This window comes from Arcicella lustrica, assembly GCF_034930985.1.
In the GTDB taxonomy this organism is placed as follows: Bacteria; Bacteroidota; Bacteroidia; order Cytophagales; family Spirosomataceae; genus Arcicella; species Arcicella lustrica.
The window spans coordinates 1-26,414 of sequence record NZ_JAYGIM010000004.1; the positions used below are offsets into that span (position 1 = coordinate 1).

Annotated in this window: 18 protein-coding genes and 1 tRNA gene; 9 read left to right on the forward strand and 10 right to left on the reverse strand. The window is 34.9% G+C overall.

Going from position 1 to position 26,414, the window contains the following annotated elements:
• Positions 1-687: 687 nt before the first annotated feature.
• On the reverse strand, positions 688-1,599 hold the full coding sequence (locus tag VB798_RS05445; RefSeq protein WP_323256784.1) for a tetratricopeptide repeat protein: 912 nt from the start codon (positions 1,597-1,599) through the stop codon (positions 688-690).
• Between the two features lie 347 nt (positions 1,600-1,946).
• Positions 1,947-2,519, reverse strand: coding sequence for a hypothetical protein (locus tag VB798_RS05450; RefSeq protein WP_323256786.1), 573 nt, complete (start codon positions 2,517-2,519; stop codon positions 1,947-1,949).
• Between the two features lie 600 nt (positions 2,520-3,119).
• Here VB798_RS05450 and VB798_RS05455 point away from each other — a divergent pair.
• Positions 3,120-5,189, forward strand: a complete 2,070-nt coding sequence (locus VB798_RS05455; RefSeq protein ID WP_323256788.1) for a S9 family peptidase — start codon at positions 3,120-3,122, stop codon at positions 5,187-5,189.
• Between the two features lie 97 nt (positions 5,190-5,286).
• Complete coding sequence (locus VB798_RS05460) at positions 5,287-6,087, forward strand: SDR family oxidoreductase (RefSeq protein WP_323256790.1); 801 nt, start codon at positions 5,287-5,289, stop codon at positions 6,085-6,087.
• Between the two features lie 91 nt (positions 6,088-6,178).
• On the opposite strand, the gene VB798_RS05465 is transcribed toward VB798_RS05460, so the two are convergent.
• Entirely contained in the window at positions 6,179-7,507 is a 1,329-nt protein-coding gene (locus VB798_RS05465) for an amidohydrolase (RefSeq protein WP_323256792.1), read from the reverse strand.
• A 411-nt stretch (positions 7,508-7,918) separates the two neighbouring features.
• Here VB798_RS05465 and VB798_RS05470 point away from each other — a divergent pair, with 411 nt between their 5' ends.
• From VB798_RS05470 to VB798_RS05480, 3 genes are read left to right on the forward strand one after another with little or no spacing between them, the layout of a single operon-like run.
• Positions 7,919-10,975 (forward strand): SusC/RagA family TonB-linked outer membrane protein, encoded by a 3,057-nt coding sequence (locus VB798_RS05470; RefSeq protein ID WP_323256794.1) that lies wholly within the window; start codon positions 7,919-7,921, stop codon positions 10,973-10,975.
• Positions 10,976-11,023: 48 nt separating this feature from the next.
• Positions 11,024-12,454, forward strand: a complete 1,431-nt coding sequence (locus VB798_RS05475) for a RagB/SusD family nutrient uptake outer membrane protein (protein ID WP_323256796.1) — start codon at positions 11,024-11,026, stop codon at positions 12,452-12,454.
• A 27-nt stretch (positions 12,455-12,481) separates the two neighbouring features.
• Positions 12,482-12,958 (forward strand): DUF4843 domain-containing protein, encoded by a 477-nt coding sequence (locus VB798_RS05480; RefSeq protein WP_323256798.1) that lies wholly within the window; start codon positions 12,482-12,484, stop codon positions 12,956-12,958.
• 60 nt (positions 12,959-13,018) lie between these two features.
• Here the strand turns inward: VB798_RS05480 and VB798_RS05485 are convergent, their stop codons facing one another.
• The 5 genes from VB798_RS05485 to tsaD all read right to left on the reverse strand — a co-directional run bounded on the left by VB798_RS05485 (position 13,019) and on the right by tsaD (position 19,015).
• Positions 13,019-13,915 carry a DUF4349 domain-containing protein gene (locus tag VB798_RS05485; protein ID WP_323256800.1) on the reverse strand — a complete coding sequence of 299 codons (897 nt, stop codon included), beginning with the start codon at positions 13,913-13,915 and terminating at the stop codon, positions 13,019-13,021.
• A gap of 178 nt (positions 13,916-14,093) precedes the next feature.
• Positions 14,094-15,038, reverse strand: coding sequence for a 3-oxoacyl-ACP synthase III family protein (locus VB798_RS05490; RefSeq protein WP_323256802.1), 945 nt, complete (start codon positions 15,036-15,038; stop codon positions 14,094-14,096).
• Positions 15,039-15,396: 358 nt separating this feature from the next.
• Positions 15,397-16,656, reverse strand: a complete 1,260-nt coding sequence (locus VB798_RS05495; protein ID WP_323256804.1) for a DEAD/DEAH box helicase — start codon at positions 16,654-16,656, stop codon at positions 15,397-15,399.
• A 129-nt stretch (positions 16,657-16,785) separates the two neighbouring features.
• Positions 16,786-17,898, reverse strand: coding sequence for a DEAD/DEAH box helicase (locus VB798_RS05500; RefSeq protein WP_323256806.1), 1,113 nt, complete (start codon positions 17,896-17,898; stop codon positions 16,786-16,788).
• 118 nt (positions 17,899-18,016) lie between these two features.
• Complete coding sequence (gene tsaD, locus VB798_RS05505; RefSeq protein ID WP_323256808.1) at positions 18,017-19,015, reverse strand: tRNA (adenosine(37)-N6)-threonylcarbamoyltransferase complex transferase subunit TsaD; 999 nt, start codon at positions 19,013-19,015, stop codon at positions 18,017-18,019.
• 144 nt (positions 19,016-19,159) lie between these two features.
• On the opposite strand from tsaD, the gene VB798_RS05510 reads away from it, so the two are divergent.
• Entirely contained in the window at positions 19,160-23,656 is a 4,497-nt protein-coding gene (locus VB798_RS05510; RefSeq protein ID WP_323256810.1) for a translocation/assembly module TamB domain-containing protein, read from the forward strand.
• A gap of 28 nt (positions 23,657-23,684) precedes the next feature.
• Here the strand turns inward: VB798_RS05510 and dapF are convergent, their stop codons facing one another.
• Both dapF and VB798_RS05520 read right to left on the reverse strand, forming a co-directional pair.
• Positions 23,685-24,449, reverse strand: coding sequence for a diaminopimelate epimerase (gene dapF, locus VB798_RS05515; protein ID WP_323256812.1), 765 nt, complete (start codon positions 24,447-24,449; stop codon positions 23,685-23,687).
• 36 nt (positions 24,450-24,485) lie between these two features.
• Positions 24,486-25,007: a DinB family protein gene (locus VB798_RS05520; RefSeq protein ID WP_323256814.1), complete on the reverse strand. Its 522-nt coding sequence runs from the start codon at positions 25,005-25,007 to the stop codon at positions 24,486-24,488.
• A 121-nt stretch (positions 25,008-25,128) separates the two neighbouring features.
• On the opposite strand from VB798_RS05520, the gene VB798_RS05525 reads away from it, so the two are divergent.
• The 3 genes from VB798_RS05525 to VB798_RS05535 all read left to right on the forward strand — a co-directional run bounded on the left by VB798_RS05525 (position 25,129) and on the right by VB798_RS05535 (position 26,374).
• A tRNA-Asp gene (locus VB798_RS05525) sits at positions 25,129-25,205 on the forward strand.
• A gap of 201 nt (positions 25,206-25,406) precedes the next feature.
• Positions 25,407-25,970, forward strand: a complete 564-nt coding sequence (locus VB798_RS05530) for a Crp/Fnr family transcriptional regulator (RefSeq protein ID WP_323256817.1) — start codon at positions 25,407-25,409, stop codon at positions 25,968-25,970.
• Positions 25,971-26,047: 77 nt separating this feature from the next.
• Positions 26,048-26,374, forward strand: coding sequence for a DMT family transporter (locus VB798_RS05535; protein WP_323256819.1), 327 nt, complete (start codon positions 26,048-26,050; stop codon positions 26,372-26,374).
• The last annotated feature ends 40 nt before the right edge of the window (positions 26,375-26,414 follow it).

Below are 26,414 nucleotides of genomic sequence, written 5' to 3' on the forward strand. Positions count from 1 at the left end.
AAGAAATGAACAGGAATAGAAGCCCAACTTAGCACAAAAACCAGTATTAACACAAAAGATTAAAATACATTTAGAAATAAAAAATAAATGGTGTAATCTTGGTAATACAATAAAAAAAACTTGACAATCAATTCAGTTTTTAACCCCTAATACTGTCAAGCTTTTTTAGGATGAGACAAATCCCTCAGTTGGGAAGCAAAATCCCTCAGTCGGGAAGCAAAATCCCTCAGTCAGGAAGCAAAATCCCTTAGTCAGGAAACAAAATCTCTCAGTCGGGAAGCAAAATCCCTTAGTCGGGAAGCAAAATCCCTCAGTCAGGAAGCAAAATCCCTCAGTCAGGAAGCAAAATCCCTCAGTCAGGAAGCAAAATCCCTCAGTCAGGAAGCAAAATCTCTCAGTCGGGAAGCTTAATCTCTCGGATGGGTTGCAAAATCTCTCCGTCGTGAAGCAAAATCCCTCAATCGGGTTGCTTATTCCGTGGCTGGTCTCCTGACAATTTTTGTTCGGGAGACCAGCCACTGGAGTAAAATATCTCTTTCAAAAACAATTGGAATGTGTGTTTAGAAAGTATTTGGGATTTACCAAAAGGCAATACACCTCTTCTAAAAAAATCAAGCGTGATACACTCTTATTTGTTTTTGGTCTTAGGAGAGCCTAAGACCAGCTTGAACCCCAATAATACCAAACCTAATCTTGTGTGCCGTTTTTCTCCTTGTTTATGTTGTCCAAAAGTGAACTTGCATTTGTATTATTGGGGTTAAGTTTCAAAGCCATTTTACAATTTGTTTCAGCGTCTTTGAATTGTCTTAAAACAAATTGAGATGCAGCAATGCCATATAATACGTTGTCGTCTTTAGGATTTATTTTGGCTGCTTTTTGGTAATAGTCAACTGACTTTTGATACTGTTGATTGTCATAATAAGTTGCTCCAAGATTAAAGCAAGCCTTAAAATAATTTGGATTAAGTATTACTGCTTTTTCAAGTTTTTCAACTCCTGTTTTTATCTGTCCAAGTCCAATATAGCTTACTCCAAGTTTAAAGTTTGAAGTGTCGGGTTTGATATTTTTTTCTATACACTTATTAAATACAATGATTGCTTTGTCGTTAGTTTCACTATCATAAAGTTCTCCTGCTAATTTGTAAAGTTCAGCGTCTGTTTTAGTATCAAGCAATTTTTCAAAGTCACTTTTTGAAACCAATGGTTTTGTTGGGTCTGCATTGCCAACGTCCCAACCATCATAAGTTTCAACTTTAGATTTCTTGGAAAGTTTTTCAAGTTGATTTTCTCTCTCCAAAAGTGAAACTCTTGTATGAATTTCTACTTTTTCGACATGTAAAACAAACTCATTCTTTTCAGTCATTTCAAGTCTGACTAATTGGTAGTTGTCTTTGAGTAATTCATTTTTAAAATTTTCAAGTTTTGATTTGTCCTTGTCATAAAAAAAGTAACCGAACAGTAAAGGCTTTTTAGTGTCCACACCTTGAAGTTCCATTTTTTCAAAGATAGAATTTATGTTAGCCATTCTTTTGTTGTCCTGTGCATTGGTATAAACAATAAAGTTTATGAAGATTACAATTAGGTAAAATATTTTTTTCATTTTCGTTTGTCTGGTTTAGGGTGTCCAACAAAATGGTACACAGCTTAATAAATCCAAAGGATTTAAATGTTTATAGATAATTCCAATGCCGATAAACATTATTCGACCCCGAAGGGGTCATACGCTCATACCATTTCCCTTTTCCCTATAAACCTGTAATCCTTTCAGGATTATTGTAGGCTTAATCAATGAGTTTGTATCGTCTTTATTTTCTTGCTTTTCACAAGGTTCGAGCGTGACGCTCTTATTTGTTTTTGGTCTTAGGAGAGCCTAAGACCAGTCGGAGATTAATCTCTCAGTCTGAACACTCCCGAGAGGCTACCGCTAAGACAATATTATAAGTACCTTTATTTCTTGCTTTTTAAGTCTATTTTCAAGTTTAATTTCTTGTTACTAGTTGTTGTATAGAAAAGTGTCAACAAGCTCCTTTCTAATTTTATCTTGTCAAATTGATATTCAGGAATTACAGCAGTAAGGTTGTTACGTTGAAAGTCAAAAGGAATTTTCAGCACTTGTTTTTTATCAGGATAATTTACAATCAAGTTCTTATAGTTACTGTCAGCATAAACTATAAATTCAAACTGATATTTTTTATTTTCTTCAATATCACCATTAATGCAAATTAGTTGTCTAAATTCTTCAATTTTTCTTCCTGTTGTTTTGTCTATGAGTGTGTATATGCAAGGTCCATTTGCTGGGCAACCACTTCTGAACAAAATTGATTTGTCAAATTCTTTCACAAAATGATACCCAAGTCTATATGTATATCCATAAAATTCAACTGGAACTTCGTCAAGAGTTATTTTTCGCCCTTTTATTGTTTGAAATGTAAACCAAATTTTATCGCAATTATACTGCCAATATAGTTTTACGTTGTTTTTTAAAACCCTTGTCTCACAGCTTACTGTCGCAGTATTCATTAATGTGTTCTTGTCGCAATGACATTGTTTCTTTTGTCCAAAAATTTGGTCAAAAGTCAAAAAGCAAAATGTAAATATTAAATAACTAGTCTTCATGATATAGCTACTAACTTGCAAATAAGCGAAAGTTTTAAACTCCTTTTTATCTTATTAAAATTAATCAATCATCTTTCAAACCCTAAAGTATCAAATTAAAGACTAACCCTACACTCCTAAGCAAAGCTTTCTTCCAAAAATTTATTATGTGGTATTTTTAGGCTTCTGTTTAGCTACTCATGGCATGACTGACAAAAAAATTTCCCTTTTCCCAAACTAATTAAAGTTATGCCATGAGTATTTTTTCTTCAAGTACAATCCTGTTTCCCTTCTAAAAACCCTAATATTGAATTAAAAAGGCAAAATGCTGGTTTTAAAAATGCTTTTCTCTTTGAAAAACTTAACTTTGAAGATGAATAGCCTTCCAAAAGACAATCTAAGTATTCGTGCAATATTAATTTTAGTTAATATAAATTGTAAGTAGCTGAAAATGAAAATTTTAAATTCAAGATTCGCAACTCACAATTCTGCATTAGTACTTAATACCCTTCTAAAATGAATAGTATGAACCCAGATGTTATGCAAGCTCCCGTGGCGGCGATAAAGCCACATCCTATGACACTCCACGGCGATACTCGTCAAGATAATTATTATTGGTTAAACGACCCCGAAAATCCAGAAGTAATCCAATACCTTGAAGCTGAAAATGCTTATACTGATGCCGTAATGGCTCCCACAAAGGCTTTACAAGAAGCCCTTTTCCATGAAATGAAAGGCAGAATCAAAGAAAACGATGAGTCTGTTCCTGTAAAAGATGGCAATTATTATTACTATTCAAGATATATTGAAGGAGGAGAATATCCTTTGTATTGTCGTAAAAAAGGTACTTTAGAAGCCGAAGAAGAGATTATGTTGGATGGAAACGAAATGGCAAAAAATCATGCTTATTTTAGCATTGGTGGCTATGAGGTTTCCGATAATGAACAGATTTTAGCCTATGGTGTAGATACCGTCAGTCGAAGAAATTATACTTTGAAATTCATCAACCTAAGTACTGGCGAAATTTTACCCGATGAAATTGAAAATACAGAAGGCGGTGCTTACGCTTGGGCGACAGACAATAAAACGATTTTCTACATGGTGCGTGACCAACAAACTTTGTTGGCATCAAAAGTATTTCGCCATGTAATTGGTACGGATACTGCTGAAGATGTATTAGTTTATACTGAAGAAGACCCACAATTTTATATGGGTTTGGGCAGGATGAAATCTAAGAAATACATCATTTCAGTTTCTGAACAAAATGGTGTTTCTACAGAATATCGTTTGTTGGAAGCTTCAAATCCCACAGGTGAATTTACTCCTTTTTATCCAAGAGAAGAAGGTTTAGAATATGCCATCGAACATTTTGAGGATAAATTTTATATCAGAACTAACGCTGAAGATGCCACCAATTTTAAATTGATGGAAGTTAATGAAGCCGAAAGTACTGACATGACAACATGGAAAGAGGTAATTCCTCATCGTGAGGATACTTATTTGGATAGTATGGAGGTTTTTAAAAACCATTTGGTGTTGCAAGAAAGAAGTAAGGCTTTGATGCACATCCGAATTATTAACCAAAGTACAAAAGCGGAGCATTATATTCAGTTTGACGAAACGGCTTATGATACTGGCGTATCTTCAAATCCTGATTTTGATACCAATATTCTTCGCTACTCTTATACTTCACTTTCTACGCCAAGTTCAGTATATGATTATAATATGGATACGCAAGACAAAACGCTCATGAAAGAGCAAACCGTTTTGGGGGAATTCAACAAAGAAGATTATATCAGCGAACGCCTTTTTGCTACCGCTCGTGACGGTGTAAAAGTACCGATTTCAATTGTTTACAAAAAAGGTTTCAAAAGAGATGGCTCGCAACCTTTGCTTCAATATGCTTATGGTTCTTATGGTTATTCGATTGACCCTTACTTTTCGGCAGCAAGATTAACTTTATTGAATCGTGGTTTTGCTTTTGCGATTGCTCATATTCGTGGCGGACAAGAAATGGGCAGAAATTGGTACGAGGATGGTAAATTGTTGAAAAAGTTAAATACTTTTCATGATTTCATTGATGTTTCAGAATACTTGATTCAAGAAAAATGGACTTCAAAAGATAAACTTTTCGCCAATGGCGGTTCGGCAGGTGGCTTATTGATGGGTGCAGTAACAAATATGCGTCCTGATTTATACAAAGGTATTTTGGCAGCAGTGCCTTTCGTAGATGTGGTAACAACCATGCTCGACGAAAGTATTCCTTTGACCACAGGCGAATGGGAAGAATGGGGAAATCCGAAACAAAAAGAGTATTACGAATACATGAAATCGTACTCGCCAGTGGATAATGTAGAAGCAAAAGATTATCCAAATATGTTGGTTACAACAGGTTTACACGATTCGCAAGTACAGTATTTCGAGCCAGCCAAATGGGTAGCCAAATTACGTGCCTTGAAAACCAACAACAATCTTTTACTTTTCCATATCGACATGGAAGCTGGTCACGGCGGAGCATCAGGCAGATTCAAACGTTTCCATGATGTAGCCTTAGAGTATGCTTTTATGTTGAATTTGATGGGAATTGATGAGTGAGGAGTTTTGAATGCGGAATGAGGAGTATTTTAGCTTAGTCAAATTTGAAAGTTGACTAATCTGATTTTCTTTATTATTAAAAGCTTGATGCTTTACCATGAATAATTTCCATAACAAAATAGTTTGGATTACAGGAGCTTCGTCAGGTATTGGCGAAGCTCTTGCCTATCAGTTCGCTAAAGAAGGAGCAAAATTGGTACTTTCGGCAAGGCGTGAAAAGGAATTGCAAAGAGTAGCCGATACAACTGGACTCAGTGCAGACAAAGTATTAGTCTTGCCAATGGATATGTTGAATTTTGATGTTTTTCCTGAGAAAGTAAAAACGGTTTTGGACCACTTCGGACAAATTGATGTGATAATTCAGAATGCAGGAATTACACAGCGTTCATTAGTAAAAGATACAGATTTTAAAGTCTATCGAGAGATTATGGAACTGGATTTTTTCAGTACTGTGGCATTTACGCAGGCAATTCTTCCACATTTTAGCGAAAGAAAAACAGGACATTTTGTAGCAATTAGCAGCGTTGCAGGAAAAATCGGAACGCCTTTAAGAAGTGGCTACTGTGCCGCCAAACACGCTTTAATCGCTTTTTTTGATTCATTACGAGCAGAAGTTTGGCAAGAAAATATACAAGTAACAGTCATTTGTCCGGGTTATATCAATACTTCTATTTCGCTAAATGCCTTAGATGGCAAGGGGAATGTTCATGGTAAAATGGATAAAAACCAAAGCAATGGCATGAGTGCCGAACGATGTGCTGAAAAGATTGTAAAAGCCGTAAAAGCGAATCAAAAAGAAGTATATATCGGTGGTTGGTACGAAGTAGCAGGTGTATACTTAAAACGCTATTTACCTTCATTGGTTTATAAAATCGTTCAGAAAGTAAATGCAAAATAATTTGGGATTGTGGATGTCAGATTTCGGATGTCAGCTTTCAGCAAATGGATTTTATAAATCCGACATCCGATAGCCGACATCCGACATCAAATTATTTCCCCACACTACTCTTTCCAGTATTCATTTCCATATAATCAACCACCAAGCTTGCCATTGATTTCATACCTAATACAAAACCACCTTCGTCAATATAAAAATCTGGAGTGTGATGTGGTGCTGTTTCTGAAACGGGTTTACCTTTTGGAGCGCCGCCCAAGAAGAAGAAAACACCCGGTACTTTTTGCTGATAGAAGGCAAAATCTTCCGCACCAGTCACCGCAGCAGTGATAGAGACATTTTCTTTACCTGCCACACCTTCTAAAGTTGGTACCATTTTCTCCGTCAAAGGAATATCATTATAAGTAACAGGGCACATTCTAGTGATATTTACTTCGGCTGTTGCACCCGCACTTTCTGCAATGTTTGTAGCAATTTGAGAGATTCTAGTATGAATCATGTCTTGTACACCAGTATCCAAAGCACGAATCGTCCCATTCATATTTACTTCTTCTGGAATGATGTTACTTCTTACACCACCATTAATTTGTCCGACCGTAACAACCGCCGCCGATTCTGTTACAGGAGCATTTCTACTGACGATAGTTTGCAAACCCATAATTACTTGTGATGCCGTAACGATTGGATCAATACTCGACCAAGGATAAGCTCCGTGCGATTGCTTTCCTTTAATTTTAATTTTAAACCAGTCAGAACTCGCCATCGTACCACCCGGACGATATTTTATTTTGCCAATTTCCGTTTGAGCATTGATATGCAAACCAAAAATAGCATCCACTTTCGGGTTTTCTAAAACGCCTTCTTTAATCATCAAAGCAGCTCCACCCTCTTCTCCTTCTGGCGCACCTTCCTCAGCAGGCTGAAAAATAAATTTAATAGTTCCTTTTAATTCACTTTTCATCGAAGCAAGAATTTCAGCAGTACCCATCAAAATTGCCACGTGCGTATCATGTCCACAAGCGTGCATAATACTTACGGGTTGTCCATTATACTCGCCAGTTGCTTTAGAAGCAAAAGGAATATTAACACGTTCTTTTACAGGTAAACCATCCATATCAGCACGCAAAGCCACTACTGGACCGGGTTTTCCACCCTTCAAAAGACCTACAACACCTGTTTTTCCAACGCCAGTTTTTACTTCAATTCCTAATGCACGTAAATGCGCTGCTACTTTTTCAGCCGTTTTAAATTCACGGTTACCTAGTTCTGGATTTTGGTGAAAATCTCTTCGCCAAGCTACTACTTTGGCTTCAAGACCTTCAGCTTTTTGTGCAATTTTAGATTTTAATAGTGAAGTGGTTTGCCCAAATGAAGTGGAAAGAGAAAACATCAACAATGCCACAGGCAGAATAATCTTTTTCATGAAAAGTTTGATTTAAGATGAAATGATAATGATTTAAAGCTAACATTTTAATCGTCATCTCCCAAATTTTTATAATCACTTTGAAGATTTATACCCTATTAAATATTGTATTTGATGACATTTATGATAGATAATGCTCAACGATGGCAAACTTTTAAGCTATTTTATTCAAACATTTTTATCATGAAATAGTTATATAAAAAATAAGAATCGAATCTTGTGTCAAAATGCAATTTGTAAGATTCTCCAAATTTTCATCTTCAATTTTCTAGTTTTACCTAAGAAAATACTGCTTACATGCAATTATTGCCCTATTAATTAATGTTTCAACAAATAAAATTTGCATCAGCAATAAAATTCCTGTTATTTTTGCATAATATTTTTTTATTCATCAACTCAAACTAAAATCAAATGAGCAAAAAACTACTTCTTAGTTTTGTGCTTCTGCTTGCGCTCGTATTTCGAGTAGCTGCACAAGACAGAACTATCACAGGGAAAGTTACATCTTCCGAAGACGGCTCAGCACTTCCTGGAGTAAGTGTTGGAGTGAAAGGTTCAACCAAAGGTACAGTTACTGCAACTGATGGTTCTTATAAAATCAATGCTTCTAGTTCGGCAACATTGGTATTCACATTTGTGGGTTTCAAAAAAACAGAAGTGGCTACAGGCTCAAAATCAATTGTTAATGTTTCTTTAGTTTCTGAAATTTCAGACCTTGAAGAAGTTGTTGTTGTTGGTTATGGTACTCAGGCTCGTCGTACATTAACAGGTTCACAAGCATCTGTTAAAGGTTCAGACATTGCAAACATTCCCGTTCAAACATTTGACCGTGCTTTACAAGGACGTGCAGCAGGTGTTCAAATTACTGGTTCAAATGGTGTTCCGGGCGGTCAAGTACAAGTACGTGTACGTGGTGTAGGTTCAATTAAAGGTGGTACTGATCCATTGTATGTTGTGGATGGTGTTCAAATTAACACTTCTAGTAACTCTGCTTTTGCTTCTACTAACCCTTTATCATATCTTAATCCGAATGATATTGAAAACATCGAAATCCTAAAAGATGCGGCATCAGCGGCTATTTATGGTGCTTCTGCGGCAAACGGTGTTGTGTTGGTTACTACCAAAAAAGGTAAAGCTGGAAAAACAAACATCACCTTAGATTATAACACAGGTTATGTTGAACCAACTAAATACTTAGATGTTTTGAATACACAAGAGTGGATTCAATTAAGAAGAGAAGCTTTATTCAACCAAACAGGAAATGAAGCAACAGCAAGATCAGGTGCTTTGACGGGTGTAAGATTAAGTGGTACACTTACAGATGCTGAAATTGCTGCACTTCCTACTTACGATTGGCAAAAAGAAGCCTACCAAAGCGGAAAAACGAATAATTATAACTTCTCGATGAATGGCGGTAATGAAAAAACAACTTTCTATTTATCGGGTGCTTACAACCAATCAGACGCCAACATTAGAAACGTTGATTACAAAGGAGGAAACTTTAGTGCTAAAATTAACAATAAAGTAAGCTCTCATTTGAATGTTGATGCTTCTATCAACTTGAGTTCATTTAATCAAAGTGGTACTTTTGGTGGTCCAAACGGTGGTAGTTTCTTAGGTTCTCCTGCTTTCTCTTCTCCATTAATTTTACCAATGAACCGTATCTATAATGACGATGGGTCTTACTTCGGAACTCCTGCAGAAGGCGGTTTAGCTGGTGTATTGAACCAAAACGTTTTGATGGTAAGCGATTTGAACAAAATCAAATCAAGGACTAATCAAGCAATTGCGTCATTAGGTTTAACTTACAAAATTATTGAAGGTTTATCTTTCAGACCTTACGCTAGTTTGGATTACCGCACAATTAACGGTTATAACTTCCAAGACCCACGTACTGCAGATGCTTTCAACGTAAAAGGTCGTATTTCTGCTCAACAATTTGAGTTAATCAACTTCTTGACGAATGCTACTTTTATGTATGATAAAGTGATTAAAACTGACCATAAAATCAGTGCTTTAGCTGGGGTTGAATATCGCCAAAATACGCAAGAAAACTATCAAACAACTGCTGAAGGTATTCCTACTCCACAGTTTACGACGCAATCATCAGCTGCAAACCCAATTTCGGTATTTAGTTCATGGACAGGTTTCAAAAAAGCTGGTGTGTTCACTCGTTTAAGCTACGATTTCAAAAACAAGTATTTCTTAGGACTTACTGCTCGTTATGATGGTTCATCAAGATTCGGTTCTGAAAATCTATATGGTTTCTTCCCAGGTGTTTCAGCTGGATGGGATATTTCTGGAGAAGATTTCTTAAAAAACAACCCTTCTATCTCTCAATTGAAACTAAGAGCTAGTTATGGTACATTAGGTAACGACCAAATCGGAAACTTTGATTCAAGAGGTCTATACGGTGGTGGAGTAAACTATAACGGACTTTCTGGTATTTCTCCTACCAGTTTAAGTAATGCTTCTTTGAGATGGGAAAGAAACACTACTGCTAACTTTGCTTTAGACTATGGTTTCTTCAACAGCCGTGTACAAGGTTCTATTGAATACTTTGTTCGTACAAGTACTGATTTATTGCTAGATCAACCTGTTCCTCAAACAAGTGGTTTTAGTACTATCTCTAACAACTTAGGAGGTATGCAGAATAAAGGTCTTGAATTTAGTATCAAAACTACTAACATTGATAAAGGAGGTTTCAGATGGACTACTGATTTTAACATCACGAAAATTGATAACAAAATCACAACACTTTATGATACTTTAACTACTTTGCCTGGTCGTGCAGTGGATGAGCAAATTAAAATCGGTCATTCTTTCAACTCTATTTATGTAGCAGAATATGCAGGTGTAAATCCAGCAACTGGTCGTGCTATGTGGTATGATAATGCTGGTAATATTATTTATCGTATTGCTGGTAATGTTGATTCATATTCAAAAATTATTGGTAGTCAAATCCCTAACTTATTTGGTGGTTTTACCAACGATTTCTCTTATAAAGGATTTGACTTGAACGTGTTGTTCACCTATGAGTATGGCCGTACAGCATTAAATAACCAATCATCTTTCATGTTTGAAAACGGTGGACGTTTATTCAACACACTACGTTCAGTATATGAAACTCGCTGGACAACTCCGGGACAAATTACAAGTACCCCTAGACCAATTAATGGTAATACCGAAACGCTTGGTTCAGGTGTCACTAGTAGCCTTGGTTCAAGATTATATGAAGATGCTTCATACATTCGTTTAAAAACTATTTCGTTAGGTTACAATGTTCCAAAAGCTACTGTTAGCAAATTTGGATTAGCTTCTGCAAGAATCTACTTACAAGCTTATAACTTATATACTTGGACAAAATGGTCAGGTTTTGATGCTGAATGGGCTAACTTAGGAAACGGAAATAGTGGTGTTGTTCCTCAACCACGTGTTGTAACCGCAGGTGTTAAATTAGGATTCTAGGCTTATAAACGAAACCCTGTTTTTAGAAACATTTAAAGAGAAAATCAAATGAAATTAAAAAATATATTTAAACCGCTTGCACTTGGCTTAGTACTAACTGCAAGTTCATGTAGTGATCTTTTGGATGTGCAACCACGTCAATCAATTGATTCTGCTACGGCACTTACTAGCGAAGACGCTATCCGTGCCGCTGTTAATGGTGTGTATGATGTATTGCAATCAACATTCCTCTATGGGCGTGATTTGGTTGCTATTCCTGAAGCACTGGCAGATAATGGACGTGCTACCAATAAGTCTGGTCGTTTAGTTGCTGAATACCAGAACCAAGCTACCAATGCACACTTCCAAATTTGGGAAAGAGCATATAATGCCATCAACCAATTAAACTTGATTTTAGAAGCACTTCCTAAAGCTACAGCTGTTCCAGTAGCAACTAGAGATTCATTTGAAGGACAAGCTTCTATGCTAAGAGCTTTACTTTATTTTGAGTTAGCTCGTTGCTATGGTTATGAACCAAAAGTAGTAGTAACTCAATCTGATAGAGGAACAGTACCACTTCATAAAAAAGGAGTGTTGGATCTTTCTCAAATTGAGAGATTACCACGTGCTACTATTGCTGAAACTTATGATTTCATTTATTCAGATTTAACAAATGCAATAGCTAAATTATCTACAGTAACACTTTCAACAGCTTATGCTAACAAAGGTGCTGCAAATGCTCTTTTCTCAAGAGTAGCATTGTATCGTGGAGATTATGAAAATGCTATTAAGTATGCAAATGCTGCATTGGCTTCGGGTATTGGTAAATTCCAAACTAAAGATGCTTATGTTGGTGCATGGCGTGTAGCAAATCACCCAGAATCGATGTTTGAAATTGTATATCAAACTAACGAGAATATTGGTGTGAATACTTCATTACAAACTACTTATACTACTTTAGTACAATTAGGAAATACTGCTACTACTGGTGGTTTCGGCGACTTAGTTCCAACAGCTGCTTTATTAGCTGCCTTTGAACCAGGTGATGTAAGACGTAATTTGTACGAAAGAGGAACAGCTGGTAGAGGTACTGCTGAAATTGAATGTACTAAATTCTTCGGTAGAAGTGGTGCAGTTAACTTAGATAACATTCCTGTTATTCGTATCTCTGAAATGTATTTGAACCGTGCTGAAGCTTATGCCCTTACAGGAAAAGAAACTGAAGCTTTGGCTGATGTTAATACTATCCGTACTCGTGCTGGTTTAGAAGCAAAAACAGGTTTAACTGGACAAGCTTTAATTAATGAAATTGCGAATCAAAGACGTATTGAGTTTGCATTTGAAGGACATCGTTTCTTTGATTTGAAACGTCGTGGACAAGATATTATCAAAGATGCTCCTGCTCAAAATCTTGCTTACACAGATTTCCGTATTTTATCATTTATTCCAAACCGTGAAATTCAAGCAAATTCTAACTTGAAACAAAACGTTGGATATTAATATTTTCAATATTTAAAGAAATTTCAGATGAAAAGAATAATCAATATATCATTGCTTTTACTTGTCATGACTTCTTTATTTTCATGTTTTGATGAAAATAAACCACTCTTCGACAAAGTAACACTTGTAGAGTTTCAAGATGCTATTGTTAACTCTCCAGCTTTAGGAAAAACATTTCCTTTATTAGCTTCTACCAATGCTGTGCAAACTAAAACATTAAGAATCAACTTAGTGGGTGCACAACGTGAGACAGAGTCAGTAATCAAATTTTCAGTCGATCCAACTGAAACTACTGCTATTGCGGGTACTCACTACGATTTAGCAGGCGCTACTACCATTACAATTCCAGCAAAATCTAGCTTTGGTGAATTAAAAGTAAATATCTTAAAAGCTCCTGCTCAGCCTAATCAAACAGCGACTGTAGTTTTTGTTTTAGAAGGAAACGGAACAGATATTAGCCCAAATGCTAATTACAAAAAAGTAGGGTATAGAATTACTTTATAGTTTAATGCTTTTCTTATTTTAAAAAAAGCCTTCTTGGAAATTCCGAGAAGGCTTTTTTTCTTAAACTTTTGAAGTTTTGAAATACACTTTGTAAAGCCAATATCCGCACAAAGCAAGCAACATAAACATCCAAAGTTTTGTAACAAATATTAATACTTCTTCAAAAAGAAACCATCCTGTTCGCACACTTTGCCAGATTCTAAGAAAGAGATTAGGTTGATAAGCAAAAGGGTTTTCCATATTAGGAAGCATTTCTACAGTATTAGTAACAGGTTGATACAATTCAACAGTGAGCGTACTGTAATTTACTTGGTCGTTCAAGCTCATTGTTTGTACTTTATTGTTATCGGCTTGAGTCTGATAATCTAATAATTTCTCTTCTGACGCTGTGGTTTCTACCAACTTTTTACCTTTCTGTTCAATCTCTTTTTCAAAACGATTTTCAAATTTTGAGAAGCGTTTCTTACGCAAATCGCTTGCAATTAACGAAAAACTTACATCATCCGCAGCAATTCTTTTACGCTCTACAAATGTCATTACTGGTTGAATTTCTCTCAGTACTTTATCAAAGTATTGATTCGGGATTCTCATCGTAATTTGGTTCGTGATTTCATAGGCTTTGTTATGTAAAACCGAATCTTCGCTTATTTCTACTTCATTGGTTTTAATTACATTGGTTAATAGCTCTGCTTCGGTTATAAATCCTTCATACTTTTCTGCAATGTCTTCAATCTTGTTAGTAGCTTCTTGTACATTTTTTACTTTAAACCTCAAATCAGCCGTTTTAATAAATTTCCTTTTTTCAAAGGGTTCCAAGCTAGTTGTGGTACCATTAACTGCTAAAGAATCAGACATTTCTATTAAGTCTGTCGTTTCAGCTTTTTGCTCAGAACAACCCGTAAACATAAGCATTGCATAAATTGCAATGATAGAAAGAGAGAATTGGTAAGTTTTCATTGCTTGTGAAGGTTTTAGTTTTTAATGAAACGAACTCAATCCATCAAGTATTATTAATAATTAAAAACTTATTAAAATAAACTTAAAAACTTATTAAAATATATTTTTAATCATAAAAAAACCTCAAGCTTAGATGAACTAAACTTGAGGTTTTCTATTAATATTATTCAATAAAAATCTAAATCGTAATCAACATTGCTCCATAAGAATATCCACCACCGAATACTGTTACAATGATATTTTCTCCTTTTTTGAATTCTGTTTTGTGTTCATCTAAAACAATAGCACAACCCGCACAACCAGTATTACCTAAGTACTGAATATTAGAAAGCATAATATCTTCTGAAACTCCTAAAGTACCAGCAACGTTTTTAGAAATTCTAAGATTTGCTTGGTGCGGTGCGATATAAGCAACATCTTTAATCGTTAAATTATTTCTTTCAAGAATCTTTAAACTTGCCTTTGGCATATAAGTACATGCGTTAATAAACACATCTTTACCATAAGGCATCACTAAACCTTTCTGATTTAATTTCAATGTAACACTTTCAGATGCTTTTCCTACATTGGCTGCACCACCAGTTAATAAATCTTTAATTTCCCAGTTACTTTCTCCGAAACTTTCTTTTGAAATTGAAACCACTACGGCTCCGTCTCCCCAAAGATGACCTGCTTTTGTATCGTCTTCGTTATTATAAGCTGTATTATGTTCTGAAGCTACTACTAATGCTTTTGTTGCTTTTCCTGTTGCAAAATATCCTTGAACAATTTCAATGGCATTTAATAAAGATGAACAAGCTGAGGAAATCGTAACTACTGGAATTTCACTAACATCGATATGGTGTTGAATTGAATGTGCTAAAGTAAAAATACTGTCATAAGGAGTATAAGTAGCACCGATAATTAAATCAACTTCAGAAATATCATAAGGTAAACTCGCTTTAATTTTATCGACTGCCTGAATTGCCATTGTATGCGTATTCTCATCGGCTGATGCTTTACGACGTTGGCGAATGCCAGTACGTTCGGTAATCCAGTCGTCAGTTAATCCATTTAATTCTTCAAAATAAGCATTGGTAATAATTTGTTCGGGCAAATAACTTGCTATAGCGTTTATAAACATTTGGGTTATTTTGGTCTTTTCTTGTAAATGTCAACGTAATCTCCTGACAATGAACTTGGTATAACTTTATGAGTATCCCGATTTCATTGACGACCACAAAAAATTAAATTTTGGGTCTAAATCTAATACAAAGGAACTCAATGTTTTTTCATAGTACAACAATTTATTAGAAATAAACAATTATTACTTAATAAAGTCCTGTATTTTTTTGTACTATTTCCATGTTTTTTGGATAAATCCCATAAAAGTAAAGCTAAATACTAAATTCAACAAATTTTAGCGAAGGGAAGTCAAAAATTACGATTCTATCCTAAAAATGATATTCGTCATTTCAATAAGATTGATATTCATCAATCTTCTATCTTACTTCTGCCTTTTTCTTGAACCAAACTTTTTTACTTTTATTACTTACTTCATCTGACTTACCATGTACTTTCTGAGAAACATGAGGTTTTGTTGGACTTGGAATTGGAGCCACATTACTCTTTTTAAAATCATGGTCTTCAATCACAGGAATATTCTTGGCAATCAATTTCTGAATGTCTCTTAAAAAATTCTTTTCTTCCGAATCACAGAAAGAAAATGCCGTTCCGTTTGCTCCTGCCCTTCCAGTACGACCAATTCTATGCACATAAGTTTCAGGAATATTCGGAATATCAAAATTGATTACATAAGCCAGATTATCCACATCAATTCCTCTAGCGGCAATGTCAGTAGCAACCAATACTCTAGTCGTTTTACTTTTGAAATTATCTAAAGCTCGCTGACGAGCATTCTGTGCTTTATTTCCATGAATTGCTTCAGCTTTGATGTCGTTTTTCGCCAAAACTTTCACCACTTTATCCGCTCCGTGTTTGGTACGAGTAAATACTAAAACAGTTTCGATAGATTTGTCTTTCAAAATATCCATCAACAAAGCATTTTTCTGGTCTTTTTCCACAAAATAGACCGCTTGTTTGATGGTATCTGCCGTAGATGAAACGGGTGTTACTTCTACTTTTACAGGCTTGTATAAAATATTATCCGCCAATTTCTGAATTTCAGGAGGCATCGTTGCCGAGAAAAATAACGACTGACGTTTACTTGGTAAAAAAGTAAGGATTTTCTTGATATCATGCACAAAACCCATATCTAACATACGGTCGGCTTCGTCCAAAATAAAAATCTGAATTTCTTTTAATGAAATAAATCGCTGATTGATTAAATCTAATAATCTACCCGGTGTGGCTACCAAAACATCTACGCCATCTTGCAAAATATCTGTCTGACGTCCTTGCTTTACTCCACCAAAAATTACAGTATGTTTAAGTCCCGTAAATCTTCCATAAGCTTTAAAACTTTCGTCTATTTGAATAGCCAATTCACGAGTTGGCGTAACGATTAAGGCTTTGATACTTCTTTTTCCACGATGTTGAACAGGATTTTGGCACAACAATTGAATCGTCGGAATGGCAAAAGCTGCTGTTTTTCCTGTACCGGTTTGGGCAACTCCTAGCAAATCTTTTCCTTGAAGTATTGTTGGAATCGCTTGGGCTTGAATAGGTGTTGGCGTACTGTAACCTTCCTCAGCTAATGCTTTTTGGATAGGTTCAATTAAATTTAATGATTGAAATGACATGAGGATGTTGTTAAAAACGAAAAGGTTTTAATATGTAAAACGAACATATAAAACACTAAAAATCAAATAATTGCTTATTATTAATAAGCGAAAAAACTACCATTTATTGTGTGTAAGATGGTAATTATACTATAATTTTCTAAATGAGATATTCAATAATTTAGAAAACTCTGAAATCCTTTTTACTTCATTCTGACTTACAAAACAGATTGAAATCCCTCTTTTCCCAGCTCTGGCCGTTCTACCACTTCGGTGAGTATAATATTCGGGTTGGTCTGGCAATTGATAGTGAATTACATAAGCCAAATCGTCCACATCAATACCTCTTGCAGAAATATCCGTGGCAACCAATATTTTCAATTTATGATTCTTGAAAGCACGCATTACTTTGTCTCTTTCACTCTGTTGCAAATCGCCATGAATAGCATCTACTGCTATATTTTTACTGACTAACTGTTTCGTTAGCGTTTGAACAGCCGCTTTTGTTCTACAAAAAATAATACCTGTAGAAGCACCCATCGTTTTTAAAAACTGCATCACAAAATCAAACTTCTCTTTTTCTTCACACACACAAAACTGATGTTCAATTAAATTGTTCACCACTTCGCTTTTACTTACTTGAATGGTATGTGTATTTTTAGACATGTAAGTATCCACCAATTTCTGCAAAGCGCTTGGCAAAGTAGCCGAAAACAACCATTTTGAGCCATCATGAGGCGTTTGTCTGAGAATATTATCTAATTCATCTTTAAAACCCATGCTCAACATTTCGTCGGCTTCGTCCAAAATCAAGGTCTTAACGGCACTCAAATCCACGGCTTTTCTAGCCAACAAATCAATTAATCTGCCGGGCGTGGCTACAATAATCTGAGTTGGCTTTGATAATGCTCTTAATTGAATATCTATTTTTTCACCTCCATAAACCGCTTCAACAAATATTTTTTCTGGAGCATACTTTGTCAGTTTAAACAAATGCTTGGCTATTTGTTGACAAAGTTCACGAGTTGGTGCTAAGATTAACGCTTGTACTTCTTTTGATTTAGGATTTACTTTCATCAAAAGTGGCAAACCAAAAGCAGCAGTTTTACCTGTTCCTGTTTGTGCTTGTCCAATAAAATCGTTTTGATTTTTTAATAAGTAAGGAATTGCTTTTTCCTGTATTTCAGAAGGCTTATTGATATTCAGTTCAGTCAATGCTTGGATGAAATGTTCTGATACGCCTAATTGCTTGAATGTTGCCAAAATTGTATTTTTTTATTCACAAAGGTAAGGAATTATTAATGAAGAAGCTCTTTGATGAGCGATGATACAAAAAAGGCTACAAGTTTAGTTACTCATAGCCTTTGATTTTTCTTGAAAATTACCAAGCCATTCTTGGCAGTGGACTTACATCTTGTGTACAAAACTCGCCTTTTTCAGCTTTGAAATGTGCCGCCATCGCTATCATTCCTGCATTATCGGTACAATATTGAAAAGCTGGAATATAAACATTCCAATTTTCAGCCTCTCCCATTTTCTGCAATTCCGTTCTTAAACCAGAATTTGCCGAAACACCACCAGCAATCGCAATTTCTTTGATTTTATACTGTTTAGCTGCTTTTTTGAGTTTCTGTAATAATATTTTAATCAAAGTGGCTTGCATCGAAGCACAAATATCTGCCAAATTTTCTTCAACGAAATTGGCATTTTTCTTTGTTTCTTTCTGTAAGAAATACAAAAATGAAGTTTTAATTCCTGAGAAAGAGTAATTCAATCCCTGCATTTCTACCATCGGAAACGGAAAACGTTCTGAATTTCCTTCTTTAGCGTACTTGTCAATTAAAGGACCACCCGGATAAGGTAAATTCAATAATTTAGCGGTTTTATCAAACGCTTCTCCTACGGCATCGTCTTGGGTTTCACCGATTACTTCCATTTCTAAAGGCGAACGCACAAATACAATTTGTGTGTGTCCTCCGCTTACTGTCAAGCATAAAAACGGAAAATTGGGTTTGGGTTCATCAATAAAATGTGCTAAAACATGGGCTTGCATGTGGTGAACATCAATTAAAGGAATATTCAAACCCATCGCCAAAGCCTTGGCAAACGAAGTACCCACTAATAATGAACCTAAAAGGCCAGGTCCACGAGTAAAAGCAATGGCATTTAGGTCATTTTTTGTTATCTTCGCTCTTTCAAGTGCCTCTGCCACAACAGGTACAATATGTTGTTGATGTGCACGACTAGCTAATTCGGGAACAACCCCGCCCCATTTTGTATGGATAGCTTGGCTTGCTACAATGTTGGAACAAATTTTGCCGTTGATAATTACAGCTGCTGAGCTGTCATCACATGATGATTCGATTGCTAAGATTGTCATAATAATGCAAAGATAATGAATGCTAGTTGATAGAACACAGTGAAAACAATACCTTAGCGCTTCTGTGATAGGCTTTTGTCTGATTTTTTCCAGTCAACATAATTTCTATAGTAAAAATAAATGTTCATAAAGGTTTCTAAAATATTGACAAAAATAATCCTCTACACTGTTGTGGGTTTATTATTGTTGGCTGTTTTAGGCTCTTTAGCACTTAGAAGTTCCTATTTACAAACCAAGATTGCCCAATATTACGCTCCAAAAATTTCTAAAGCACTTGGCTATCCAATCGAAATTGATAAAGTAACCATTCGTTTTTTTGATGAAGCTACACTAGAAGGCGTAAGAGTAAAAGATTATCAGAATCATCAAATGATAGATATTGAAAAACTAGATTTAGATTTTCAATTGAAAAGTCTTTTACAAGATTCTCTGAAAACGAAATTAGATTATGTAAGATTGTATCATCCAAAAGTTGGTTTAGTGACCGACAAAAAGGGTGATTTGAATATTGATGAATTTATTCGTCGTATCAACAGGCTTACGGCTTCTAAACCTGACCCAAACCATAAACCTACGCCATTTATCATTGGCGAAGCTGATATTGTGGAAGGTATTTTTAGCATGAATGATGAGTCGGAACCTTATATGAACGATAGAAAATCGTTTGACCATTATCATTTCAAACTGCACGAATTAAATGCGCATCTCAAAAACTTCACTTTGATTCGTGATACTGTTACTTTTCAAACTACGCTAAAAGCTTACGACCGCTCTTCTGATTTAAGAATTAAAACGCTTAAAACGCATTTCTTGATTTCTGATACGCAAATGCGTTTTGATGATTTATTGCTGAAAGTAAATAATTCAGTGGTAAGGAATAATATTGTCATGTCGTTCAGAAGTCAAAAAGATTTCAAACATTGGAATGCAAAAGTAAGAATGCGTGCCAATTTTGACTCTACCGTGGTTGCGGCAAACGATATTGCTCGTTTTGTAAACGACATGTATCAGTACAAAGAAATTTATTATCTCAACGGAAAATTTGATGGCACTGTCAATGATTTTAAACTCCAAAATTTCGATTTGTATTTTGGAGAAAAATCTAAATTAAAAGGCGATTTTGCCTTTAAGGGTTTACCTAATATTCCTAAAACAGACATGAATTTCAACATGCGAAAATCGTATGTTTTGGTAACCGATTTAGAAAAATATATTGGCAAAGACCCAGTAAAAGCCATTGAAAAATTTGGGCATATTACCTTTGATGGCACTTTCAAGGGAAGTACTTCTAATTTTAAAACGACAGGATTGTTGACTTCTGATTTAGGAAAATCGGACGTGGATGTTGCGATGGTTTTAAAGCCAAACGAAGCTAATTCTACTTACAAAGGTTCGTTGAAATTAGAAGATTTTAAACTCGGAAAACTGATTGAAAATGCAGGTTCATTAGGTGATATTTCACTTTCTGGAAAAATCGAAGGCGTTGGTTTTTCATTGAAAAATGCTAGTTTAAATTTCGACGGAACGGTTAAACAAATAGGTTATAACGACTATAATTACAAAAATATTGACATTAATGGCAAACTTGCCAAAGAGCTTTTTGATGGAAGAATTGCCGTAAAGGACACGAATCTTGTGTTGAATGTATTCGGAAAAGTAGATTTACGAAATGGGAAAAGTGACGTAGATATGCTGGGGAAATTATCGAAGGCGAACCTAAAAAATCTTCATTTCACGAAAGATGATTGGCGAATTTCTACGTTACTTGATATTCAATCGAAAGGAAAAACCATTGATGATTTAGTTGGGAAAGCTAAATTCATCAACACTTATGTTACGCTAGAGCAACGAAACTTAATTCTTGATTCATTGTACATTACTTCTAAACTTGATGATAGTACTCGAAAATTAAACATTGAATCAGATTTAGTTAATTTAGATTTTAATGGAAATTTCAAACCTAGCCAAGCTTTTGAAGATTTAAAAGTACTTGTTGAAGAATATAAAATTTACTTTGTTGGCGACGAAGCTACTCGTAGAGCTTATTATGCTAAAAAGCCATTGACGCCTCCACAGAATTACCAAATTGCTTATCAGTTTTATCTCAAAAATTTCGACCCAATTCTTTCATTTTATTATCCAGACGGACATATTTCGAAAAAAACTTGGATAGATGGCACTTTCGGAATTAGCAATACTTCTACTTTCTCTTTGAGTTCAAAGATTGACACTTTGGTTTTGGGTCAAAAGTATCGTTTCTATCAGTCGGATATAGATTTGAACTCTTCAAAATTCTATAATACGCCAGAAATATTAGCGTCGTTAATCTTGAACTCTAAAAAACAAAAAATTAGTGTACTTGCGCCAACAGAACAACTTGACATTGATGCTTCTTGGGCAGATGAAGGCATTAGATTTACCAGTGGTTTAAAACAAGTAGGAACAAGTAATTTAGTAAAACTCAATGGAAATTTGAAGTTTATTCCAGACGGTATTGCTTTACAGTTCAAACGTTCTAGGCTTCATTTACTTGATCAAGATTGGAACGTTAGTCCCGATAATGCCCTAACAATTATTGGAAATGAAATCACTGCGAAGGATTTATACTTGAGTAATTTAGAACAATTCATTGCCTTGAACGGAAATGTTTCGGAGGATTCGCTCAAGAACTTAACTTTCCAAGCTAAAAACTTCAAGCTTGAAACCTTAGCACCCATCGTTTCTTTGAATATGAAAGGCTTGGTAAACGGCGAAGTTGAAGTAAAAAACATTTATAAAAGTATTAATCTTGATAGCCATCTGAACATCAAAGATTTGTACTTGGATAATTTTTTAATTGGTAATGTAACAGGCGATGGCGTTTTTGATAACGAAAGACAAATTGTAGATATTAATTATTCATTAGAGCGTCTTCAAAATCAAGTACTGAGTGTAAGAGGTATTTACGACCCTAAACAAACTGAAAACTCACTTGATTTATTGGCTACTTTAAACCAAACAAATCTGCAAATTTTAGAACCTTTTACCAAAGGACTTTTCTCTAAAATTGGTGGAGTTGCGATTGGTAATATCAATATCAAAGGGAAACCTTCTCACCCGATTTTAGAAGGAGCAATTGACATTAAAAAGGGTACGCTGTTCTTCGATTACTTAAAATCTGTCTTAAATTTTGAAGATAAAATCACTTTTGAACCTGACGAAGTAAGAGCGAAAAGCCTTCGTTTAACCGACGATGAAGGAAATAAAGGAACACTAAAAGGCAGTGTTTTCTTTGACGGTGATAAAACTTTTAGTGTAGATTTAAACACGACAATGAATCGTTTTAAAATCTTGAATACCCTCAGAAGAGATAACGATACTTATTACGGAACAGCTTATGCTACAGGGAAACTCAATTTAAGTGGAACTTTCGATAATCTTAACATTTCTGCCGATTTAAAAAGTGATAGAGGAACAAGATTATACATTCCGCTTGACAAAGCACAAGATGCGGGAAATCAAGAAGAAATTGAATTCCTCAGTGCAAGAGTAGCCAAAGATTCTTTGAATAAAAGCCAAGCAAAAAATGGCTCAAGTAGCGGTATCAAAATGGATTTCAATTTTGAAATTACACCCGATGCTTACGGAGAAGTACAATTCGACAAACAAACTGGCGATATTATGCGTGCCAATGGTTCTGGAATTATCAATCTAAAAGTAGATACAAGAGGCGGTTTTGATATGACTGGCGATTATAATATTGAACGTGGAGATTATACTTTTACTTTCCAGAATATTATCAATAAAAAATTTAATATTCAAAGAGGAAGTAAAATTTCATGGTCGGGCAATCCTTATGAAGCTATCGTTGATATTCGTGCCGCTTATACACAAAATTTAAGTTATTTGGGTTCCGTAATTGACTCTACTGGAAGAGGCAGAGAATTAAGAAACAAAGCAGATTATACACGCCGTTATCCAGTTGACATTACGATTAATTTAAAAGATAGACTTTTACATCCAACGATTTCTTTCAATTTGAAAATGCACGATTATCCACAAAATCCAGATTTCAATTCTGCGGTGACCGCATTTGAAAACAGAATGAAAACGGATGACCAGGAATTAAACCGACAAGTAAGTAATGTTTTATTGTTGGGACAAATGGTTTCTCAGACAAATTCAACCGCCTTTGCAACAGTCAATTTAGTAAGTAATTTAACAGAATTATTATCGAATCAATTGAGTAATGTTTTCTCTAAAATTGACCAAAACCTAAACGTCGATTTATCATTAAACGGAAACGGCTTGAATCAAGATTTGATTAATAATTTACAGCTTAGACTTTCATACAATTTCAACGACCGCTTCAGAATTACAAGAAGTGGCGGTTTTACAACGGCTACCAATCAAACCAATGCCCAATCACTTATTGGCGACTGGGCATTGGAATGGTTTATTACCAAAGACGGAAGTTTGAGATTTAAGACTTATAACAGAAACTTACAAACTTCAATCTTGGGAGCTTTAAATACTTATCAAACCTTTACTTCTGGCGGAGCAAGTTTGCTGTACACCAAAAGCTTCAATTACTTATTTTTAAATAGAAAGAAGGCTAAAAACCCACTTGCTGAATCGAACGAACCAATCGTTAATCCATAGAGAATTTCTTCACATTTTCAACGCAACCTCAAATTTCACCTTCAAAAACTCTCACAGCTGGGCCTATCAAAAAGACATTTTGATAGCCATTTTCAGTACGTTCAAATTCTATTCTTAGTTGCCCTCCCATTACTTTAATATCCACAAATTTATCAAAGCCCAAACGAATATTAGCTGAAATAGCACAAGCTGTCACTCCTGTTCCACAGGCATAGGTTTCATCTTCTACACCACGCTCATAAGTTCTTACAGCCAAAGCATTTTCGCCCGTTACTTCCACAAAATTCACATTTGTTCCACCTTTACTTACAAAAGGTTCTCCGTAACGTATAGCCTTTCCAGTACTGTAAACATCGTAATTTTGTAAATCATTTACATAAGTAACATAATGAGGCGAGCCAGTATTCATAAAATCGTAATCAGTTGTTTCCTCAATATTATTCACATCAATCATTTTCAGTGAAATTACTTCTTTTGTTACTTTCGCTTCGTGTTCTCCATCTACGGCAATAAAAACGGTAGAATCTCCAATAATGCCCAAATCATGAGCAAACCGAACTAAACATCTACCACCATTTCCACACATCGAACCCTCGGTACCATCAGAATTAAAGTAAACCATTTTAAAATCATAGCTTTCCGCTTCTTGTAAAAGCATTAAACCATCAGCACCAACCCCAAAACGACGATGACATAAACTGGCAATAAACTCCTGTGAAATTGGGAAAGATTTTGAACGGTCATCAACCACTACAAAATCGTTTCCAGTACCTTGATATTTATAAAATTTCATCTTAATAATTATTCAAAACTTTAAACGCCTTAATTTTTACCCAATATTATATCGCTCTTTTAATATATTCAAATGATGTCGCTCATGTCCAGCAATCATCCAAACCAAAGCTCTTGCCGAAACTGCATGTCCATTCGCTATTCCAAGCCTTGAAGCTACCTCTTCTGAAAACGATGAAAACAATGCGATAGAACTTTTTCTTACTAAACGATACTGTTCTAATAAAGATTCAAAAGGAATTTCATTAAAATGTGACGCATCCATGTATTCATTTTCATCGAAACCAGGTAAAGATTGTTTTTCACCTCTTGCAATACACAAAGCACGATAGCCAAAAATGCGTTCCGTATCTGTAAGATGACCTAAAATTTGCTGTGGAGTCCACTTCCCAACAGCATATTGATACTTTTTTTGCTCTTCAGACAAATTTTTATAGATTTTTTTTACAAGACTTTCTTGCGCCATAAGTACATCAATAACATTTTGACTTTCAACCTTTTCTATATAAAAAGAAAAATACTTATCATCAGGAAACTCGTTTTCAAAAGGTTTTCTCATATATTTTTTTGATTTTTTTTTGACAAAGGTATTGCATTCTAAAATAAAACGACTAATTTTGCATCACAATAACACAACGACATAACAACACAAAGTTAAGAAGTTGTTAAATTGTAAAAAAGGTTTGGTAGTTCAGTTGGTTAGAATACATGCCTGTCACGCATGGGGTCGCGGGTTCGAGTCCCGTCCAGACCGCCAATTAAAAGTCTCATAATCATTGATTGTGAGACTTTTTTGTTTACACTGCTTTATGTTACAATAAATTCAAATCAATACTTCATCGCTGTTTTTATTTAAATTCTACTTTGTATCAGAATTCAATTTTTAAAAAATAATCCTAACTTTTCTGTAGCAAACCTTAGAAAGATTAATTTTATTTCTCCATATCAAAAGGTAGCAATGAATTTAGATAAGATTATTGACGCAATTTTCGAATTACCAGAGGAATCAAAAAATGCTCTTAAAGAAAGTATTACCAAAGTTGCCTATCCAAAAGGTCATATTCTATTGAAAGCCGACAAAATTGAGCCTACTATTTACTTTATCAAAAAGGGAATCGTGAGGGCATTTATTAACCAAAGTGACAAGGAAATTACTTTTTGGTTTGGGAAAGAAGGTGAAACGGTTATTTCTATGAAAAGTTATGTTGATAATCAAAATGGATATGAAAATATTGAACTTTTGGAAGACTGTGAATTCTATGAGTTAAAGAAAAGCAACTTGCAAAAGTTATTCAAGAAGGACATAAACATTGCAAATTTTGGTAGAAGGTTCGCTGAAAAAGAACTTATCAAAACGGAAGAAAGATTAATTCATAGACAATTTAAAACTGCCTCAGAAAGATATAGTAGTTTATTAAAAGACAGTCCTGATTTAATCCAAAGAGTTCAACTAGGTCATATTGCATCTTACCTTGGCATCACACAAGTAAGCCTAAGCAGAATAAGAGCAACAATAAGGTAGCAGTAATTCGTTTTTTATCATTTGTAAAATTTTTATTTGACTCACTTCAAGAACTTTGTCCCATAAAAACAAAGGATATGAACTGGATTATTTTGATTATTGCTGGGTTATTTGAAGTAGCCTTTGCTTCATGTTTAGGAAAAGCCAAGGAAGCTACAGGAAACGATGTTTATTGGTGGTATGGTGGTTTTGTTGTTACAATGACCATCAGTATGTTACTTCTTCTAAAAGCTACACAAACATTACCGATTGGAACTGCCTACACTGTTTGGACAGGAATTGGTGCTGTGGGAACTGTTCTCATGGGCATTTTTTTATTTAAAGACCCCATAAATTTTTGGAGATTATTTTTTATTACAACATTGGTCGGTTCTATAATTGGCTTGAAATCAGTATCTCATTAGCGATTTCTTTTATTCTTTTCTAAGATATTTACAATAAAAG

Bases quoted from the DNA above. Each gene is read 5' to 3' on its own strand.
- VB798_RS05445 (WP_323256784.1), bottom strand. From the start codon at position 1,599: ATGAAAAAAATATTTTACCTAATTGTAATCTTCATAAACTTTATTGTT.
- VB798_RS05450 (WP_323256786.1), bottom strand. From the start codon at position 2,519: ATGAATACTGCGACAGTAAGCTGTGAGACAAGGGTTTTAAAAAACAAC.
- VB798_RS05455 (WP_323256788.1), top strand. From the start codon at position 3,120: ATGAACCCAGATGTTATGCAAGCTCCCGTGGCGGCGATAAAGCCACAT.
- VB798_RS05460 (WP_323256790.1), top strand. From the start codon at position 5,287: ATGAATAATTTCCATAACAAAATAGTTTGGATTACAGGAGCTTCGTCA.
- VB798_RS05465 (WP_323256792.1), bottom strand. From the start codon at position 7,507: ATGAAAAAGATTATTCTGCCTGTGGCATTGTTGATGTTTTCTCTTTCC.
- VB798_RS05470 (WP_323256794.1), top strand. From the start codon at position 7,919: ATGAGCAAAAAACTACTTCTTAGTTTTGTGCTTCTGCTTGCGCTCGTA.
- VB798_RS05475 (WP_323256796.1), top strand. From the start codon at position 11,024: ATGAAATTAAAAAATATATTTAAACCGCTTGCACTTGGCTTAGTACTA.
- VB798_RS05480 (WP_323256798.1), top strand. From the start codon at position 12,482: ATGAAAAGAATAATCAATATATCATTGCTTTTACTTGTCATGACTTCT.
- VB798_RS05485 (WP_323256800.1), bottom strand. From the start codon at position 13,915: ATGAAAACTTACCAATTCTCTCTTTCTATCATTGCAATTTATGCAATG.
- VB798_RS05490 (WP_323256802.1), bottom strand. From the start codon at position 15,038: ATGTTTATAAACGCTATAGCAAGTTATTTGCCCGAACAAATTATTACC.
- VB798_RS05495 (WP_323256804.1), bottom strand. From the start codon at position 16,656: ATGTCATTTCAATCATTAAATTTAATTGAACCTATCCAAAAAGCATTA.
- tsaD (WP_323256808.1), bottom strand. From the start codon at position 19,015: ATGACAATCTTAGCAATCGAATCATCATGTGATGACAGCTCAGCAGCT.
- dapF (WP_323256812.1), bottom strand. From the start codon at position 24,449: ATGAAATTTTATAAATATCAAGGTACTGGAAACGATTTTGTAGTGGTT.
- VB798_RS05520 (WP_323256814.1), bottom strand. From the start codon at position 25,007: ATGAGAAAACCTTTTGAAAACGAGTTTCCTGATGATAAGTATTTTTCT.
- VB798_RS05530 (WP_323256817.1), top strand. From the start codon at position 25,407: ATGAATTTAGATAAGATTATTGACGCAATTTTCGAATTACCAGAGGAA.
- VB798_RS05535 (WP_323256819.1), top strand. From the start codon at position 26,048: ATGAACTGGATTATTTTGATTATTGCTGGGTTATTTGAAGTAGCCTTT.